Origin of the sequence: Robbsia andropogonis (assembly GCF_000970345.1) — a bacterium.
Taxonomy (GTDB): domain Bacteria; phylum Pseudomonadota; class Gammaproteobacteria; order Burkholderiales; family Burkholderiaceae; genus Robbsia; species Robbsia andropogonis.
Window position 1 is genome coordinate 135,834 of record NZ_LAQU01000007.1, and the last position, 16,587, is coordinate 152,420.

The window sequence follows — 16,587 nt, forward strand, 5'->3', positions numbered from 1 at the left end:
ATTGGTCGAGCGGTGCGTAATCGGCTATCCTGCTGCCTGATATCGGTACGGTTTATTCGACATTCCAGGCAGCAGCATGAGCGTTTCACAAATCATCACCCTTGAAGGCGATTGGCACGCCAACGGTCTCTCCGCACCACGCGCCGATGTGGTGGCCGCGTTGGAACGGGGGCGTGTCTTGTATTTTCCGCATTTGGCATTTGACCTGGATGCGGAAGAGCGGCGCTTGCTTGATCCGACGATTGCCGATCCCAAACGCAAAAATATCAGTCTGTCGCCCGATGGCGGGAAACTGGCGGGTGTCCTCGGTGACGAAGAGAGGCAGGCGCGGGTACGGGGGATGATCGCCCGGTATCAGCAATTGGCGCGTGGCTTGATCAGCGGTTTGTTGCCTGAATATGATGGCCAGCTGCGCGCGGCGCCGACGAGCTTGCGGCTGCATCGTGTCGAGACGCGGCAGACGTCATGGCGTGCCGATGACAGCCGCCTGCATGTGGATGCGTTTCCATCGCGGCCGAATCATGGCGAGCGCATCCTGCGCGTATTTGCCAATATCAACCCTGCTGGCGAGCCGCGCGTCTGGCGCGTGGGGGAGTCCTTCGACGATGTGGCGAAGGCCTTTGTCCCGCGTATTCCACGTCAAACGCCGGGGAGTGCCTGGCTTTTGCAGACGTTGGGTATTACGAAATCCCGTCGTACGCCGTACGATCATCTGATGCTCGGTTTGCATGACGCGATGAAGGCGGATCAGCAATATCAGCAGCATTGTCCGCAGGAAGAAATGCGTTTCCCGCCGGGCTGTATCTGGATTTGTTTTTCCGATCAAACGTCCCACGCGGTGATGTCGGGACAGTTCATGATGGAACAAACGTTTTTCTTGCCGGCCGCCTCGATGGTCGAACCGGCATGTGCCCCGCTGGGCGTGCTTGAACGTTTGACCGGCAAGGTCCTCGTATGACGGTTGACGCATCCGCGCAACCGTCCCGATCCATCCGCCTTCCGTCGAGGAGAAATGCCTGATGCCAACACCATCTGTTCGTTTGCTGAGAGAAATGTACCGCCTGCTTTGGTGGATCGCGGCGCCGGTTGCCGTTTGCCGCTTGGTGTGGCGTTCCCGGCGCGAGCCCGGATACATCCGGCATATCGGTGAGCGATTCGGGTTTGTGCCTCGACGGCAAAGCGCGGCACCGTTGATCTGGGTGCATGCGGTCTCGGTAGGTGAAACGCGTGCGAGTCAGCCCCTGGTCGACGCATTGCGTCAGGCACATCCGGATGCGGAATTGCTGGTGACGTGCATGACGCCCGCCGGTCGCGCGACCAGCGTGACGGTGTTTGGCGATCGTGTGGCGCGATGCTACCTGCCATACGACATGCGTGGCGCGGTGCGGCGTTTTCTGGCGCGTCAACGTCCGGCCTTGGGCGTCGTGATGGAGACCGAGGTGTGGCCGACGTTGATCGACGAGTGCGCGCACGCCGGTGTGCCGTTGGTAATGGTCAATGGCCGAATGTCGGAGAAGTCGTTCCGGCGCGCGCAGCGTTTTGGCGCGGCGGCGCGCAGCGTGTTCGCCGGCTTGAGTGCCGTGCTCGCGCAGACCGAAGCGGATGCGCATCGACTCGAGGAACTGGGCGCGCGGCGTACCGCGGTGTTAGGCAATCTCAAATTCGACGTACCATGCGATACCGCATTGATCGATGCGGGGGCGCGCTGGCGCCTTGCGATTGGCGACCGGCCGGTGTGGGTGGCCGCGAGCACGCGCGAAGGCGAGGAGGCCCTTGTGCTCGATGCCTTCGCGCGCCAGCGTGAAGCGGCGCGGGCGTGGCGCGAGGCGAGTGGCGTCGTGGGGGAGGCTTCCGCGCAATCGCAATCGGTACGAAGGGGGTCGCCGAAACAGTCGGTGCAGGCGGCCCGCCTTGCCACGCCCCCCCAAACGGCGCGTGTGGAGGACGTGATCGAGGCGGGTGTCGAACCGGTTGGTGTCACGTCGGCGGCGCCGGTAGCGGTGGCGCAGGCGGCCGTATTGGAAGGCGGGAATGCACAGGCCAGCGAGGAGGACATTCCCGCGGTGACCGCGAAGCCGTTCAAGGCTGTCGATGCGGGAGCGTTCGATGAGCGGACCGATGCGGAGCGAGCATTATTGATTCTGGTGCCGCGCCATCCGCAGCGCTTCAACGAGGTGTCTGCGCTCGTGGCCAGCCGCTATAAGACGGTGCGCCGCTCCGAGTGGGCCGAGGCGGCACCCTCGCGGGCGCCGCGCGACGTCTTGCCGGAGGATGTCGACGTGCTGATTGGCGACTCGATGGGAGAACTGCCAGCGTATTACGGGGCGTCGGATCTGGCGTTCATTGGCGGTAGTCTGGTGCCAACGGGTGGTCAGAACCTGATCGAGGCGGCGGCGGCTGGCACGCCTGTGCTGCTCGGGCCGCATACGTATAACTTTACGCAAGCCAGCGCGAATGCGATTGGCGTGGGTGCGGCCATGCGCGTGGCAACGCCCGATGCGCTTGGAGACGCCGTGGCATCATTGCTGCGCGATCACAGCCGTCGCCAGGCGATGGGACTTGCCGCAAGACAGTTCGCTGAAAAAGATCGCGGCGCGACGGCGCGAACGGTGGCGTTCCTGGCCGAATTCTTACGACCGGCTTAGGAGCCGGGCGCTTCAGCGCCATAAGCAAAGGCCCGGAAGGCGCTAGACAGAATAGGTACTGTCTAGCGCCTTCCGGGCCTTTTTCTTCATCTGGAGCGGGCGATGGGAATCGAACCCACGGCTCTAGCTTGGGAAGCTAGGGTATTACCATTATACGACGCCCGCGAAGCCTGACATCATAAACGCGACTGGCCGCGTAGGCAAGTCACAAAACCGTGCCCGTCTGTAGTCGCTGATGACGCGGCGTCCGGCGGCACACCACCCGCCAAGGGGACAGGGCCTCGCACTCCCATCACGCGGGAGAAACCTTATCCCTTTGACGGCTTCGACAGATAAAACCGTACCGTCGGCGCGCCTGCCAGTAGTGGCGGCGAGGCTTCGGCAAACACCTTGTAATGCGGCTGGGTTTTGTGTGTCTCAAACGCCGCGCGGTCGCGATACACCTCATGGAACGTCACGCGGTTTTCGCCGTCCTCGGATACAAGAACATCGAAAGCGAAACAGCCTTCCTCATTCGACACCGAACCTTCCGCGTCGCCGGCGCCAACTTTCAGAAATGCCTCGCGCGCACCCGGCTTGACCGTGAATTCGGCAATCACGACGAATACCGATGCGGCGTCGGCGGAGGAGGGATGGGACGGGGATGCAGTCATGCAGGCTCCTGATTAGGTGGGGCGCGCTGTTGCCGCGTGAGACAACCACATTGCCGTGGCGCACGTCTGATATCGTCAGCAACGCAACGATACGGTCAGTCTAGCGCTTTTAGCCTACGCGAGCGGCCTTCGCTGCCTTCAGCACCGTCCATTCGACCAGCACCGATGTATCGCTATCCATGCTGCTGACCCACAACTGGTCGTCCTGACGGTTCAACGCCAGGCGCATGCCGCGTGCGGCAAGGCCCGCCAATGCTGCCGGGACGTCATCGTGCAGTTTCCAGACTTCAAGCTTGTCCAATCGGGAGACCTTGTTTTCATTCTGCTGCCACCATACATCCGCTGCCCGCCCACCATGCGCGACCACCAGCGCCAAGTCCGCCCGTGCCGCGGCACGGCTCATCCGCCGCTCGTCCGGTTGACCGATATCCACCCATTTCTCGATATGTCCGGTCAAGTCCTTTTGCCACAGATCTGGTTCATCTGCATCGCTTAATCCTTTCGTGAAGCTCAACGATTCAGACGCCAGCAGGCCGAAGACGATCAATCGCACCATCATGCGTTCGTCATTCTCGGAAGGGTGTTTTGCAATCGTCAGCGCATGGTCGCCATAGTACGGGCGGTCCATGTCGGCGATCACCAGTTCCGCTTTATGGATGGTGGCTTTCAATGCCATGGCGGGAAGGACCGGGTGGGCCGCAAAAAGTCGTGGAGGCCGCATCATAGCGCACTAAGCGCCACGGCCCGATGGAACCCATGCCCGAAAGCGAACCAAGCACGCTTGCATCGCGCTTCCGGCGGAAATCAGGGCTTACCGATCGACGATCGGGAGATACACCGGGTTCAGTACGTCGGCAGGCTCGGATCGACGGTCCGGGCATACGCGTCCATGCCGCCTTGGAGGTTGTGCAAGCGTGTGAAACCGCGTGAGCCGAGGAACATGGCAACTTGCGCGCTCCGGCCCCCGTGGTGACAGATACAGACGATCTCCGCTTCCGGATCAAGTTCATCGATCCGTACCGGAATCTGGTTCATGGGTATGGCGACGATGTTCGGTAGCGCCACCGTCTGGATTTCCCACGGTTCGCGCACGTCGAGCAGAACCGGCGCGGGACGGGATGCGTCGGCCAGACGTTCGGCCAGGGCGGCCGGGGCGAGTTGTTCCATCGATTTTATCCGTATGGGCCAGCATGTATGCCAGCCGCGTGCATTCCAATGTGCTGCCGTCGAAAAAAGCATGCTATTTGAGCGCGAACGGCAGCAGGCGAGTCAGGCAAGGTCAGAACTTGAAGCGCGGCGGTTGCTGCGCGTTTTCCAACGGTGCGACGTAGGTCTCGAAGAGTTCGACGATGCGGAACTCGGTTTCACTGAGTCGCGTCACGATCTGTGCCTTCATCACCGGCGCTTCGCCGACAAAAGCCGACAAGCGACCGCCTACCTTCACCTGTTCGAGCAAACCTTGCGGCAAAATCGGCAAGCCGCCGGAGACCACAATCACGTCGTACGGTGCGGCGGCCGGCCAGCCGCGCGCCGCGTCGCCCACCACCACTTCGACATTCGACACGGCATTTGACACGAGATTCTGCTGCGCGAACGCCGCAATGTCCTCGTATAGCTCGACGGTAATGACCCGCTGCGCCCGCGCCGCCAACAATGCGGCCATGTAACCGGAACCGGCACCAATTTCAAGGACCTGCTCGTGCTTTCGCACCGCCAGTTCCTGCAGGATACGCGCTTCGATCTTGGGTGACAGCATATGCTGGCCGTGCGGCAGCGGCACTTCCAGATCGGCGAACGCCTGATTGCGATACATTTCAGGTACGAAATTCTCGCGTTTGATCACGGAAAGCAGGTCGAGTACGTCCAGATTCAGCACCTCCCACGGCCGGATCTGCTGCTCGATCATGTTGAAACGCGCTTTTTCGAAGTTCATCTCGTCGCCCACCCAAGTTGCCTACCATCTGGTGCCCCGATTGTAGCAAACCATGCATGTTGCGACGCAACGTCGCGGGTCCAAGTGATGGATAATGCGAATACTGACGAAATCCTTACGGTCATGGCCCGCGCACCTGACGCCAGCGGTGTGTCGGGCATCTGTTTTTTTAGGGGGAGAAACTGTGGATGTGATTTTGGTGTTGAAGGCGATCGTGATGGGCGTGGTGGAAGGCTTGACCGAATTCCTGCCGATTTCCAGCACCGGCCACCTGATCCTGGTCGGCAACCTGCTGAACTTCGACGATGCGCGCGCGAAATTATTCGATGTCGTGATTCAGTTCGGTGCGATTCTGGCCGTGTGCTGGGAGTTCCGGAAAAAGATCGGCACGACTGTCGGCGGCCTGACGCGTCGCGACGATGTCCATTCCCGTCGTTTTGCCTGGAATGTCGTGATCGCCTGTTTGCCGGCGGTCGTTCTCGGCCTGTTGTTTGGCGGGCTGATCAAGGAATACCTGTTTTCACCGGTGCCGGTGGCGCTGGCGGCGGTCATCGGTGGGTTTGTGATTTTGTGGGTCGAGCGACGTGCGCGCCGCAACGGCCCCCTGGCGATGACCGCGGAGAACGGCATCCGAGTTGACCACATCGTGGCCACGCCCGGTGGATCGGCGCATGAAGCGGCGCATCATGGCAGCGCCCGGGTGCATTCCCTGGAAGCGCTGCGGTGGACCGATGCGCTGAAAGTCGGTTTCGCGCAATGCCTCGCGTTGATTCCCGGTACGTCCCGTTCCGGTGCGACCATCATCGGCGGCATGCTATTCGGCCTCGAACGAAAAGTCGCGACCGAATTCTCGTTTTTCCTCGCGATTCCGATCATCTTCGGCGCGTCAGCGCATGATCTATACAAGGCGCGCCACTCGTTGCAAGCCGATGACCTTGGGTTGCTGTTGATTGGTCTGATTGCTGCGTTGGTATCGGCGCTGGTTTGCGTGCGCTGGCTATTGCGCTTTATCTCGAACCACGATTTCACGGTCTTCGCTTACTACCGGATCGTCTTCGGTCTCGTGATCCTTGTCGCCGCCTATGGCTTCGGCGAATGGCAAATCGCGTAACGGCGCGCGGTTACTTGCGCAGGAAAACAAGATCCCAGACGCCGTGGCCGAGATTCAGGCCGCGTTGCTCGAACTTGGTTGTCGGCCGATAGTCCGGGCGCGGCGCGTAGTCCGCGACGGTATTGCGAAGGTCGGCGTTGCCACGCAGCACATCGAGCATCTGCTCCGCGTACGGTGCCCAGTCGGTGGCCAGATGCAGATAACCGCCGGAACGGAGCTTACGTGCCAGCAATGCGACGAAGGGCGGTTGCACCAGGCGCCGCTTGTTATGACGGGCTTTATGCCAGGGATCGGGGAAGTAGATATGTACGCCGTCGAGCGTGCCGTCATCGATCTGCTGTTCGAGGACTTCCACGGCGTCATGCTGAATGATCCGCACGTTCGGTAAGGCACGTTCCTCAATCAGCTTCAGCAAGGCGCCGACACCGGGCTCATGCACTTCCACGCCGATGAAGTCGTCGCCTGGACGGCGTGCGGCAATCTCCGCGGTGGTTGCGCCCATGCCGAAACCGATCTCGAATATGCGGGGTGCGGTGCGACCGAAAACGGCCGGCCAGTCGATGAGACGTGCGTCGTGCGGTAAGACGAAGCGGGCACCTAATTCGTCGATGGCGCGTCGCTGGCCGGTGGAGAGCCGTCCGGCGCGTGTGACGAAGCTACGAATGCGCCGGCGATGAGGCGCGCCATCAACCGTGTCGGGGGCGAGGTCTTCGGAAGCGTCGGCGGGCTGAGTGCCGTCGGCGTTCTGGTCGGCGTCGAGAGGGGAGTGCGGGGTGGCGGTCATGCTGTCGTTCTGGCGCGCTTACCGTGCCGCCAATGCGCGGCGATGAGGGTAAGCCATCGAAAACCCAAGACTTTACCCGGTATCGGGGACGACGGGAAGCGTGCCGACGTCGACCGCTCGCGGTAAGATCGCGCGATGAGCCGTTCCGCGTCCGGGGCGGTAACGTACCGTTCGCAGGTAGGGGTCATATCGGATCGCGTGGACCCGCGGCGGTGCAGCAAGGGAGACATGCAGCGTGAGACTTTCGAATCGAGGTGAGTGGGAAATGACCGAGTCCAGCGCGCTGGACATCGTTGCTGAAAACGGCCAGGCGGAAGCAGTGCAACGATCAAGTGCCTGTTCGGACAGGGGGCGTGCCCGACGGCGCATGCTGCAGATCGGCGTGTTCGGTGCGTTATCAAGTGTGCTGCCGTTGGGAGCGTGCGCGACGTTCCCGTTCATCCCATCGCATTACACCTTTACACTGGCGCAGATTCAGCAAGCCGTGGCCCGGCGCTTTCCGATTCGGCGGCAAGTTTCAGGTTTGCTCGACCTCCTGGTGGACCAGCCGCTCGTGGGTACGCGCCCTGATCAGAACCGGATGGCGGTTGCCGCCCATGCGCACATCCAAAGCCCGTTGCTCCAGGCGCCCGCCGACGGCCGTTTCTCGGTGACCGCCGCCATTGCGTACGATGCGCAACGCATGGCGGTCGTGCTGCGTCAGCCGTCGATCGAGAGTCTCGATTTTCCGGATCTGAATCCGGGCTATCGTGGGGAGGTTCGGGCGGCCTTGGACCTTGCCGTCGCGCAGTTGCTGGAAGGCTATCCCATCCACACGTTCAAGCCGGAAGAGCTGTCGTTTGCCGGCGTCCGCTACGCGCCTGCGGATATTACCGTCGAACCCCTGGGCGTGCGCGTGAAGATCGCCGAACAGACCTGACGTCGCGGGCGCATGGCGTGCGCGAATCGGCGTCCCAAGGCCTGACCTGAGCGCTCAAAGACAGTCACAAAGGCAACGGCGCGGGTGTGATGGGCGCCTAGCGCTGCGGCGTGGCCCGCTCCAGCGCATCGGGGAGCGTGCGTTCCATGGTGAACTGGAAGCGCTCGAAGATCGTGGCAACCGTTGTGAAATTGCTGGCGCCAACGGCAAGCGACACCGCCTGGCTGACGTGCGTTCGCACTGCTTGCGTAACAGGGTCGACCAGGCGCGACGGCGACAGGGTGGCCGGCAACGAAGCGACGGCACTGACGGTGCGTGCAAGCCACACGGGTGGCCTGGAAATAGCCGCCTTGCGCAGCGATGATACGGTGGCGGCGATCGGTGTGGCCGACGCGGCATCTGGCTTCGCTGCCGGGACCGCGCGCGGGAAACCGACCAATTGCGCCAGCGTCCCGGCGAGCAATAACGTCGTCGTGTCGTCCGAAACGGTCTCGACGACAACCATGTCCTCATTGCCCATCGCCGCGGCGCGTGTCGTCTGGTCTTGCCAGGCATGAAAGCCGATGACGGCCCCGATGGCGGCAATCGCCAGCGCACCGACGGTCAAGCGCAGCCCTCGGCGCATCATGCTGTGGGCACCGCGCAGGCCGTGATCGACGATCGATTCGCTACGCGTGTACATCGCCTTGTCGTAGGCGGAGTCGATTTCGGGATCAGTCGAGCGTCGGGCTTCCGTGACGATGTGAAAGTGCGGCCGCCGGTTGGGCGCGGCGTTAAACGCTTGCTCGCTCTGACGGAGTGTGCTGCCGCAAGGCGGGGGCGAAAGTTGACGCGTCATTCGTGAACGATTCAGCATGGCACGCGGGTGTCGACAGGACGCATCGATACTACGAGCCGGTCAGGTAACAAGGTCATGCCGGATGTCCTGGAACATGAAGCATCAAGGACATGATGGCGGACTGCCTATCGGTCGCGAGCGCATGCTCGACGCACCGTCTTTCGCGATGTCCTTCTTCGCGGTACCCGGCGAGCCGCCGGATGACGCAACTTTGAGCAGTCATGCAATGGTCTGCCGGTATCGCCTGCCAAGTGTAGCGGCCTGTTAGATAAATCTGAAGAAATTTGTGATAAAACAGCAACTTGCCGTGGCAGTGCGACGCAAAAATGCAACGCCTCGACGTTGTCATCGCCTTGTCGTACCGGCGGTATCACCTGTGCTCCCTGGCTGCCGGGACCGCATTTTCCTGGGTCTTTCCCGCCGCGGTATCAATGTCCATCGCCGGCCATGTCTGGCGTGACGTTTTCACTGGCGTCGGGGTCCGGCGTCGTAACGGGGCGGGCATCATCGGCACCGTCGGAGGTCGATGCCGGCGTGTGATCACGCCTCTGGATATCGTCCTGTGCGGCCAAGGGCAATGGCCCGAGCCCTTGCGCATGAAAGCCCAGGCGGAAGATCTTGCCGCCAGCCTGGCCTTGCAGGGCCGGGTCCTCGGGGAAGGACGACAGTAACGGCATGATCGCCGATTGACCGACGATCGCGCGGCGACTTCGGTCCGCAGGCGCGAGCCCCCACATATCCTCGTACACCAGCGCGACCTGTTTGCCATCGACGATGCCGTTACCCAAATAAAGCATCACATGGCCCGTAATATGGATGATCGTGAAGAACGGCCTGCCGTGCTTCATCAGGAAGCGTAGCCGGGCATCCTCGGAGCGATTCGACAGGTCCACCATTCCCGGTCCTTCCACTTGAAACGAAGAGTGCCGGGGTAGTAACAGCCCGAACGGCATCATCATGTCGAGCAGTTCGAGCGAGCAATCGTTATAGAACCCGCTTCCGCCCCAACCATAGGGGCGTCCCTGCAGTGCCTTCATCAGCCTCGCCATGTTTTGCGGCGTTGGAGACAGGGGCATCGGCTGCCATTGCAGCTCCGGTGCGCGGGCCGTGACGATGACCGCGTGCCGATTGATATCCACGGCCGGTGCGAGTACGGTCCCCGGCGTTGGCCCTGCCGGTAGCACGGTGCCCACCGGGGCGTGGAAGCGGAAGACGCCATTGCCATCACGCAGCGTCACATCGCGTGCGGTAACGGCGAGAAGCCGTGCGTAAGCGGCTTGACGCCAACGGCTTACAAAACGATCGTCGACCATGCCGATGGCCGTGGTGTGGACCCACCCGCCGAGACCGGGCGACATGACATAGGCCCAGGCGCGGTCGCGCGTGAGCGCAACGACGTATAACGGTGTGCCGGGCGCGATCGCCGAGTCCTGCAGGTTGTCGAATGGATAGCCTTCACCGGGCAGGCGCGGGTCATAGAAGTACGGATCATCGGTGGGCAGCAAGCGTATCGCGGCCTGGACGACGGAGATCGCACGGCGAGCGGGGCGGTAGCCGCCGCTGGCGCGATCATCGCTGTCCGACGCGATACGGTCACCAGGGCGCTCGTCGCGATGCGCCTGACCGTTCCGTATCGTGATGCCGTCACCATCGGATGCTGCCGTCGCGTCGCCGTCCTTTCCGAGCAAAATCGACGGCAGGTCGATATTCGCGCGTATGGCACCGATCCAGCTAGCGGGATGCGGTCGCAGATTCGCGCCAAAGCCTTCGCGTGGGCCATCCGGTGAGAACGTCCGCAACCTTGCCTCGATCCGGGCGGCCAGTGCTATCCGACCCAGTGGGTTCACGGTATCAGCAACGAAGGCGGCGTCCCATGGCGATCGGGTCGATGTGGTAGCGCGCGCGTCTCCGGACGTTGAAACGGGACCATCCTGTGCCCCGAAATAGGTTGCAAGCAACGATTGCATGGCACGCTGCTGCTGATCAGCAGGTAGCAGCGCAACACGATAATCCGCCCGGGAGGGGCGATCCAGCGATCGACATCCTGATCGTAACGGTCCATCGGGAAGACGGATGCTGTGGCGCTCAGTACCGTTTCCCGTGGCACCGTGCCGTCGATTGCCGCAGGCGGCGGAACGTAAGCAGATGACGGTGCGGAGACCGTCGCCTCGTCCGCGCGGGATGCCTTGCCCGGCTGCGATGTCGGACTGGCGCAGGCGGCCAGTAGCGCCATACCGAGCATGCAGCAGGTACGGCGTATGGTAAATGTGACAGTCCATTCTGGCTTGGCGCCGCGTGGAAGCGCTTCTGGCGATGCAGCAAATGTGCGCAAGAGGGGCGGAAGTCCCGCAGGCGCGGAAGCCGGTGAGGGCGAAGACGATATCGACTGGTCACGGTCTTTCCTTGCTCGTGTCACCCTTTTTTCAATTTGCAACATTTCCTTGCGCATCCTTTCTCGGCTTTTCGATACAGTAGCCCTGTGTTCAGTGCGTGCCGCGTTCCGAAGAGTAGGGAAGCTCGGGCGTGATCGGGCGGCTGGACATCGGGAGATATATCGTGATCAAGCGTTCCATCGTATCAGCCGCTGCCGTGTTGCTCGGCAGTGCGGCACTTTTTGCAGCAGCGCCGGCGCAGGCGCACGTTTCGGTCGGCATTGGCATTGGTTTGCCGGGTTACTATGCACCGCCGCCGGTGTATTACGCGCCACCACCGCCGGTCTACTATGCGCCACCGCCGCCGGTGTATTACGGTCCGCCGCCCCCGCCGGTCTATTATGGCGGGCCATACTGGCATCATCGGCCCGACTGGCGCCGTGGTCCGCCGCCGCCGGGCTGGTACCGCTGATAACGAGGAAAAACCACTGGCGGGGCAATCGATGCCCGCCAGTACAATGGATTTAAAAGCCCAGATTCTTACAGAGACTGTCCACACGCGCCTTCACCGTCTCGTCCATCACGATCGGCAATCCCCATTCGCGCTCTGTCTCACCAGGCCATTTATTGGTCGCGTCGATCCCCATCTTCGAGCCCAGGCCGGCGACCGGCGAGGCAAAGTCCAGATAGTCGATTGGCGTGTTGTCAACGAGCAGCGTGTCCCGTGACGGATCGACGCGGGTCGTAATGGCCCAGATGACTTCCTTCCAGTCCCGGATTTTCACGTCCTCGTCCACGACGATAATGAACTTCGTGTACATGAACTGCCTGAGAAAGCTCCATACACCGAACATGACCCGCTTTGCATGGCCGGGATAGCTCTTCTTCATCTGCACGACGGCCATCCGATAGCTGCATCCTTCCGGCGGCAGGTAGAAGTCCGTGATTTCCGGAAATTGCTTTTGCAGTAGCGGCACGAAAATCTCGTTGAACGCTACCCCCAGGACTGCCGGCTCGTCGGGTGGTTTTCCCGTGTGCGTCGAGTGATAGATCGGATCGCGTCGGGTTGTCATGCGTTCGACGGTGAACACGGGGAACCACTCCTGTTCGTTGTAGTACCCGGTATGGTCGCCGAATGGTCCTTCCAATGCATGTTCGTAGGCAGCGGTGGGTCCCTGTGACGGCCGCGGCGGTGCGCCGGGTGCGTCCGGCGTCGTCGCGGCGGTGCGCGCATCGTGCGCTTGAGGATAAATGAAGCCTTCCAGAATGATTTCGGCGCGTGCGGGCACCTGCAGCCCTTCGAGGCCGGGCGTCAGGCAACGCGCCAGCTCGGTGCGTGCCCCGCGCAGGAGGCCAGCGAACTGGTACTCGGACAACGTGTCGGGAACCGGGGTCACCGCACCGAGGATGGTGGCCGGATCAGCCCCCAACGCGACTGCAACGGGGTAGGGCTTGCCAGGGTTCGCCGCGGCAAATTCACGGAAGTCCAGGGCGCCGCCCCGGTGCGCGAGCCAACGCATGATCAACTTGTTGCGACCGATCTTCTGCTGCCGATAGATGCCCAAATTCTGCCGTGGCTTGTTCGGACCGCGTGTGATCGTCAAGCCCCAGCTCAACAGCGGCGCCACATCGCCGGGCCAGCAGTGTTGGATCGGCAGCGCGTCCAGGTCGACATCGGCACCTTCCATCACGACTTCCTGGCATGGCGGGCCCTTGACGATCTTCGGCGCCATGTCCCACACGGCCTTGGCCAATCCCGCAAGGCGTCCGATGTCTTTCAACGCCCGTGGCGGTTCCGGCTCCTTCAGCGCAGACAGCAAGCGACCAACGTCGCGTAGTGCTTCGAGCGTTGCCGTATCGCTGCCGATATTGACGCCTGCCGACAGCGCGCCCACGCCACCATGGGTCGCGTCCTGGCGCACGGGCGCATCGATTCCCATCCCCAGGGCGACCCGGCGCGTGGTGCCGAAAAGATTGCCGAGTACCGGCATTGTCGACTTGCCCGTGCTGGTGCTCGTCCCGACACTACTCGCGCCATGTACCTGTTCGAATAACAGCGCCGGGCCGCCGGCTTGCAATGCCCGTTCACACACCTGCGTGATTTCCAAGTGCGTCGACACGCCTGCTCGCACGCGTCGCAATTCGCCAAGGCGCTCGAGCTGCCCCGCGAAATCCCGCAGATCCTGGTATTTCATATCGCTCCGCAGACGTCCCCCCGAAGTTCCGGGGCAAAAGACCCTCATTTTACCTGTGTAACGAACAATGACACTGTCGTCGCGGGCAAGTCCGCGTTGCCACCGACGGATGCCCGGACGGCAAGGCGATTCCGGGGTTTTTCCGGATTTTGGGTTTGGTAGAAGTGTAACCTTTATTACTAAAAGTCATCAAAATGACACTTGTTAGTGTTGACCGTGCGGGATCGCCTGTTAGAATCCGCTGTCGACTACACGGGCGTTATCCACGCCAAGGTTATTCCCGGGGTTCCCGCGCCGCACTGAGTCAACGTGCACGTGGGCCAGGAATGCGGTCTTTCGCCCCCCGCCACCCCAATGCTGTGCGGGCGAACACACCGGCGCCAGACGAAAATTCCGCAACTGTTTTAAAGTGGTATGCGGTCTTATCGTTCTACAAAGGCGCCGGATTCCGATCCGCGGCTTTCTTCGATGTGCCATATGGCACGCGTGGCCCGGGCATGCAATGCCCGGTTACGGAAGAAAGCGGCAGGCAGCCGCACCGTCCTTGGACGTTGCTGCCTGATCTGGAGGGTTGTCCGGCGGTGCCAACTGGGTTTGTATCGGCGCGGATCTCGTATCCGCACCGCGCACCCCGGACATCTTCCAAGCCGTGATTCGGCATGCGTGACAGGTCTTTCCACCTGGAGAGACGGGGCTTTTGTTGCCTGATTGTCGGCGTGTCCGGGTCCCGGCGCCTTGAGAGGGAGACTCGATATATGGACATAGCAGTTTCTGGCCAGCCGGCCAGGCGTGTCCCCGATGCCGTGCGTGCGCTCGTGCGTCGGGGAACGCGGGTAGGACACCAGTGCGCCAGCGTCATCGGCCTGGTGGCGATCGTCAGTGCCATGGCATTGTGGATGCAACCGGCTTGGCGCACGGCGCTGGCCGCGAAGTTCCTGCATTCGGCCAATGCTGCTTCGCGTGACGATGCAAGCAATATCGCTGCTTTAAGTTTCTTGTCGGCGGCCAATGCCAGCGCCCGCCCGTCCGCCGATGCCGCTGCGTTGCATGCGGCGGCTTTACTTCCCACGGGCTCGAATGCGGCCGATGCCACGCAGACACCGTCGCTTGGTGTGTTTGGCGCGCCGCTCGATCCGAGCAATCTGCCGTCGGTAGTGCGATCGACGCGGACGATGCAAGTGGTTGCCGATGCGCGATATGACCGTTTCGGGGCAACATCGGGTCGTGATCAACAGCGCATCGCCGTGGCCATCGCCCAGCGATATCATGTCGCCCAGGAGCCGATCAATGTGCTGGTGCACGCCGCGTTCCAGACGGGGCGTGACGTCGGTCTCGATCCGCTGCTGTTGCTGGCGGTGATGGCGGTGGAATCCGGCTTCAATCCCTACGCCGAAAGCGGTGTGGGCGCGCGCGGCCTGATGCAGGTGATGCCGGTCGTGCATGCGGACAAGTTCGACTATTACGGCGGCCCGCAGGCGGCGCTCGAGCCGGTACCGAATCTCCGCGTCGGTGCATTGATCCTGAAGGATTACATAATCCAGACGGGTACGATCGCCGGTGGCTTGCGTCGTTATGTCGGTTCGACCGCCACGGGTGATAACGGCTATGGCACGCGCGTATTATCGGAGCGTGACAAGTTGCGCGACATCTTGCGCAGTGGTGGAACGGTGACAGTGAAGCGTGCCGCGCCGATACTGACCGCCTCCGCAAAACCGAAAGCCGCGCCGATGACCAATTCGCCGCATGACGGAACAGCGGCGAATGTGACCGGTGCCTTGCATGGCAACGATGCGATCAAGCCGGTGGCTGACAAACAGACACTAGCCGCGCCGGTGGCTTCCAGTAATACCTGAGCCCGCACCCTTGCTCGGCCGTTCGCGCCACCACAGGTCCCGACGCGCATGCTATTCGGATTGCCTGAATAGCGCGCCCATCCGGGCAATCGCTTCCTCGATGCGTGGGAGCGCCGTTGCATAGGAAAAGCGCAGGTAGCGGCGGGGTGCATCGGCGCCGAAATCCAATCCGGGCACGGCAGCCACGCCGGCTGCCTCGAGCAACGCGTGTGACAGCGCATCGGCATCATGGGCGTCGGGGTGACGCACCTTGCTGCAATCCGCGTAAACGTAGAACGCACCGTCGGGCACGACCGGCACGTCAAAACCGATTCCCTGTAACGCCGGCACCAGATAGTCCCGGCGCGCTTTCAAGGCGAGGCGCCGCGTTTCACAGATTTGCCGCGCCGCGGGCGTAAAGCAGGCCAGCGCGGCGTGCTGTGCCACGGTGGACGCGCAGATGAACAAATTCTGCGCGAGCTTTTCGAACGCCGGTACCCAGGCGGTAGGCGCGACGATCCAGCCGAGCCGCCATCCCGTCATCGCGAAATACTTCGAAAAACTGTTCACGGTAATGATGTCCTCGCCCAGTGCGAGTGCCGTCCGTGCCGGACCATCGTACGTCAATCCCTGATAAATCTCGTCGATGATGGTGACGCCTCGGTGCGCGCGCACGATGTCGACGATGCGGGCGAGCTCCGTGGCCTCGATTGTCGTGCCGGTAGGGTTTGACGGCGATGCCAGAAGGACGCCCCGCGTCCGTGCGCCCCATCGATCAGCTAGGTCGCCCGCGGACAGTTGGAAGCGCTGTGCCGGCCCGCTTGGCACCATCGTGGGTACGCCACCAAATGCCGCGACAAAATGCCGGTTGCACGGATAACAAGGGTCGGGCATCAGGATTTCATCGCCTGCGTCGACCAGCGCCGCGCAGGCGAGCAATAGCGCGCCCGATGCGCCTGCCGTGACAATGATCCGCTCGCTCGCCACGTGAACGCCGAACGCATCGAGGTAATACGATGCGATTGCCTCCCGTAGTGCCGGCAGACCTAGCGCGGGGGTGTATTGCGTAACGCCACGACGCAGTGCATCCGAGGCCGCCACGATGACGGGTTCCGGCGCCGTGAAATCCGGTTCGCCAATACTCATGTGGATGATGTCACGCCCGGCCTGCTCCAGCGCGGTAGCGCGCTTGACCAGTTCCATGACGTGGAACGGGGCGATCTCGTCGACCCGTCCGGCCAGGTGCGCCAGCGTGGCGGCGGATGATCCGACGCGGGCGTCGGACGGCAATGCAAAATCGGTCAA

At 62.3% G+C, this 16,587-nt stretch carries 16 protein-coding genes and 1 tRNA gene; 6 read left to right on the plus strand and 11 right to left on the minus strand.

All coding sequences use genetic code 11. The features are described 5' to 3' along the window. Positions 1-76: 76 nt before the first annotated feature. Positions 77-958, plus strand: a complete 882-nt coding sequence (locus tag WM40_RS09280; protein WP_024902029.1) for a Kdo hydroxylase family protein — start codon at positions 77-79, stop codon at positions 956-958. Positions 959-1,040: 82 nt separating this feature from the next. Continuing rightward, positions 1,041-2,645: a 3-deoxy-D-manno-octulosonic acid transferase gene (locus WM40_RS09285; RefSeq protein ID WP_046152768.1), complete on the plus strand. Its 1,605-nt coding sequence runs from the start codon at positions 1,041-1,043 to the stop codon at positions 2,643-2,645. Between the two features lie 91 nt (positions 2,646-2,736). On the opposite strand, the gene WM40_RS09290 is transcribed toward WM40_RS09285, so the two are convergent. The 5 genes from WM40_RS09290 to WM40_RS09310 form a co-directional block, all read right to left on the minus strand. Further along, positions 2,737-2,810, minus strand: a tRNA-Gly gene (locus tag WM40_RS09290). A gap of 143 nt (positions 2,811-2,953) precedes the next feature. Beyond that, on the minus strand, positions 2,954-3,298 hold the full coding sequence (locus WM40_RS09295; RefSeq protein WP_046152727.1) for a putative quinol monooxygenase: 345 nt from the start codon (positions 3,296-3,298) through the stop codon (positions 2,954-2,956). Positions 3,299-3,407: 109 nt separating this feature from the next. Next, positions 3,408-3,974, minus strand: a complete 567-nt coding sequence (locus WM40_RS09300; protein ID WP_024902031.1) for a YaeQ family protein — start codon at positions 3,972-3,974, stop codon at positions 3,408-3,410. Between the two features lie 167 nt (positions 3,975-4,141). Next, positions 4,142-4,465 carry a rhodanese-like domain-containing protein gene (locus WM40_RS09305; RefSeq protein WP_024902032.1) on the minus strand — a complete coding sequence of 108 codons (324 nt, stop codon included), beginning with the start codon at positions 4,463-4,465 and terminating at the stop codon, positions 4,142-4,144. 112 nt (positions 4,466-4,577) lie between these two features. Continuing rightward, positions 4,578-5,231: a protein-L-isoaspartate O-methyltransferase family protein gene (locus tag WM40_RS09310; RefSeq protein ID WP_024902033.1), complete on the minus strand. Its 654-nt coding sequence runs from the start codon at positions 5,229-5,231 to the stop codon at positions 4,578-4,580. 184 nt (positions 5,232-5,415) lie between these two features. On the opposite strand from WM40_RS09310, the gene WM40_RS09315 reads away from it, so the two are divergent. Next, positions 5,416-6,342: an undecaprenyl-diphosphate phosphatase gene (locus WM40_RS09315; protein ID WP_024902034.1), complete on the plus strand. Its 927-nt coding sequence runs from the start codon at positions 5,416-5,418 to the stop codon at positions 6,340-6,342. 10 nt (positions 6,343-6,352) lie between these two features. Here the strand turns inward: WM40_RS09315 and trmB are convergent, their stop codons facing one another. Further along, positions 6,353-7,126, minus strand: a complete 774-nt coding sequence (gene trmB, locus WM40_RS09320) for a tRNA (guanosine(46)-N7)-methyltransferase TrmB (RefSeq protein ID WP_024902035.1) — start codon at positions 7,124-7,126, stop codon at positions 6,353-6,355. A gap of 265 nt (positions 7,127-7,391) precedes the next feature. Between trmB and WM40_RS09325 the strand changes: the two genes are divergently transcribed. Continuing rightward, entirely contained in the window at positions 7,392-8,045 is a 654-nt protein-coding gene (locus tag WM40_RS09325) for a DUF1439 domain-containing protein (RefSeq protein ID WP_051504194.1), read from the plus strand. 97 nt (positions 8,046-8,142) lie between these two features. Here the strand turns inward: WM40_RS09325 and WM40_RS09330 are convergent, their stop codons facing one another. The 3 genes from WM40_RS09330 to WM40_RS31300 all read right to left on the minus strand — a co-directional run bounded on the left by WM40_RS09330 (position 8,143) and on the right by WM40_RS31300 (position 11,215). Then, on the minus strand, positions 8,143-8,883 hold the full coding sequence (locus tag WM40_RS09330) for a hypothetical protein (protein WP_046152728.1): 741 nt from the start codon (positions 8,881-8,883) through the stop codon (positions 8,143-8,145). Positions 8,884-9,311: 428 nt separating this feature from the next. After that, positions 9,312-10,730, minus strand: coding sequence for an SH3 domain-containing protein (locus tag WM40_RS09340; protein WP_052738253.1), 1,419 nt, complete (start codon positions 10,728-10,730; stop codon positions 9,312-9,314). Next, the gene (locus WM40_RS31300) at positions 10,727-11,215 is read right to left on the minus strand and encodes a hypothetical protein (RefSeq protein ID WP_236693449.1); all 489 of its coding nucleotides are present in this window, start codon (positions 11,213-11,215) and stop codon (positions 10,727-10,729) included. Before WM40_RS31300 ends, WM40_RS09340 begins: the two co-directional genes overlap by 4 nt. A 227-nt stretch (positions 11,216-11,442) precedes the next feature. On the opposite strand from WM40_RS31300, the gene WM40_RS09345 reads away from it, so the two are divergent. Then, positions 11,443-11,727, plus strand: a complete 285-nt coding sequence (locus WM40_RS09345) for a hypothetical protein (protein ID WP_046152769.1) — start codon at positions 11,443-11,445, stop codon at positions 11,725-11,727. A 52-nt stretch (positions 11,728-11,779) separates the two neighbouring features. Here the strand turns inward: WM40_RS09345 and WM40_RS09350 are convergent, their stop codons facing one another. After that, positions 11,780-13,450, minus strand: coding sequence for a UbiD family decarboxylase (locus WM40_RS09350; protein WP_046152730.1), 1,671 nt, complete (start codon positions 13,448-13,450; stop codon positions 11,780-11,782). Positions 13,451-14,205: 755 nt separating this feature from the next. On the opposite strand from WM40_RS09350, the gene WM40_RS32065 reads away from it, so the two are divergent. Beyond that, a complete protein-coding gene (locus tag WM40_RS32065; RefSeq protein ID WP_046152731.1) occupies positions 14,206-15,303 on the plus strand; it encodes a transglycosylase SLT domain-containing protein in 1,098 nt (365 codons plus the stop codon). 51 nt (positions 15,304-15,354) lie between these two features. Here the strand turns inward: WM40_RS32065 and WM40_RS09360 are convergent, their stop codons facing one another. Further along, a complete protein-coding gene (locus WM40_RS09360) occupies positions 15,355-16,587 on the minus strand; it encodes a pyridoxal phosphate-dependent aminotransferase (protein ID WP_413783803.1) in 1,233 nt (410 codons plus the stop codon).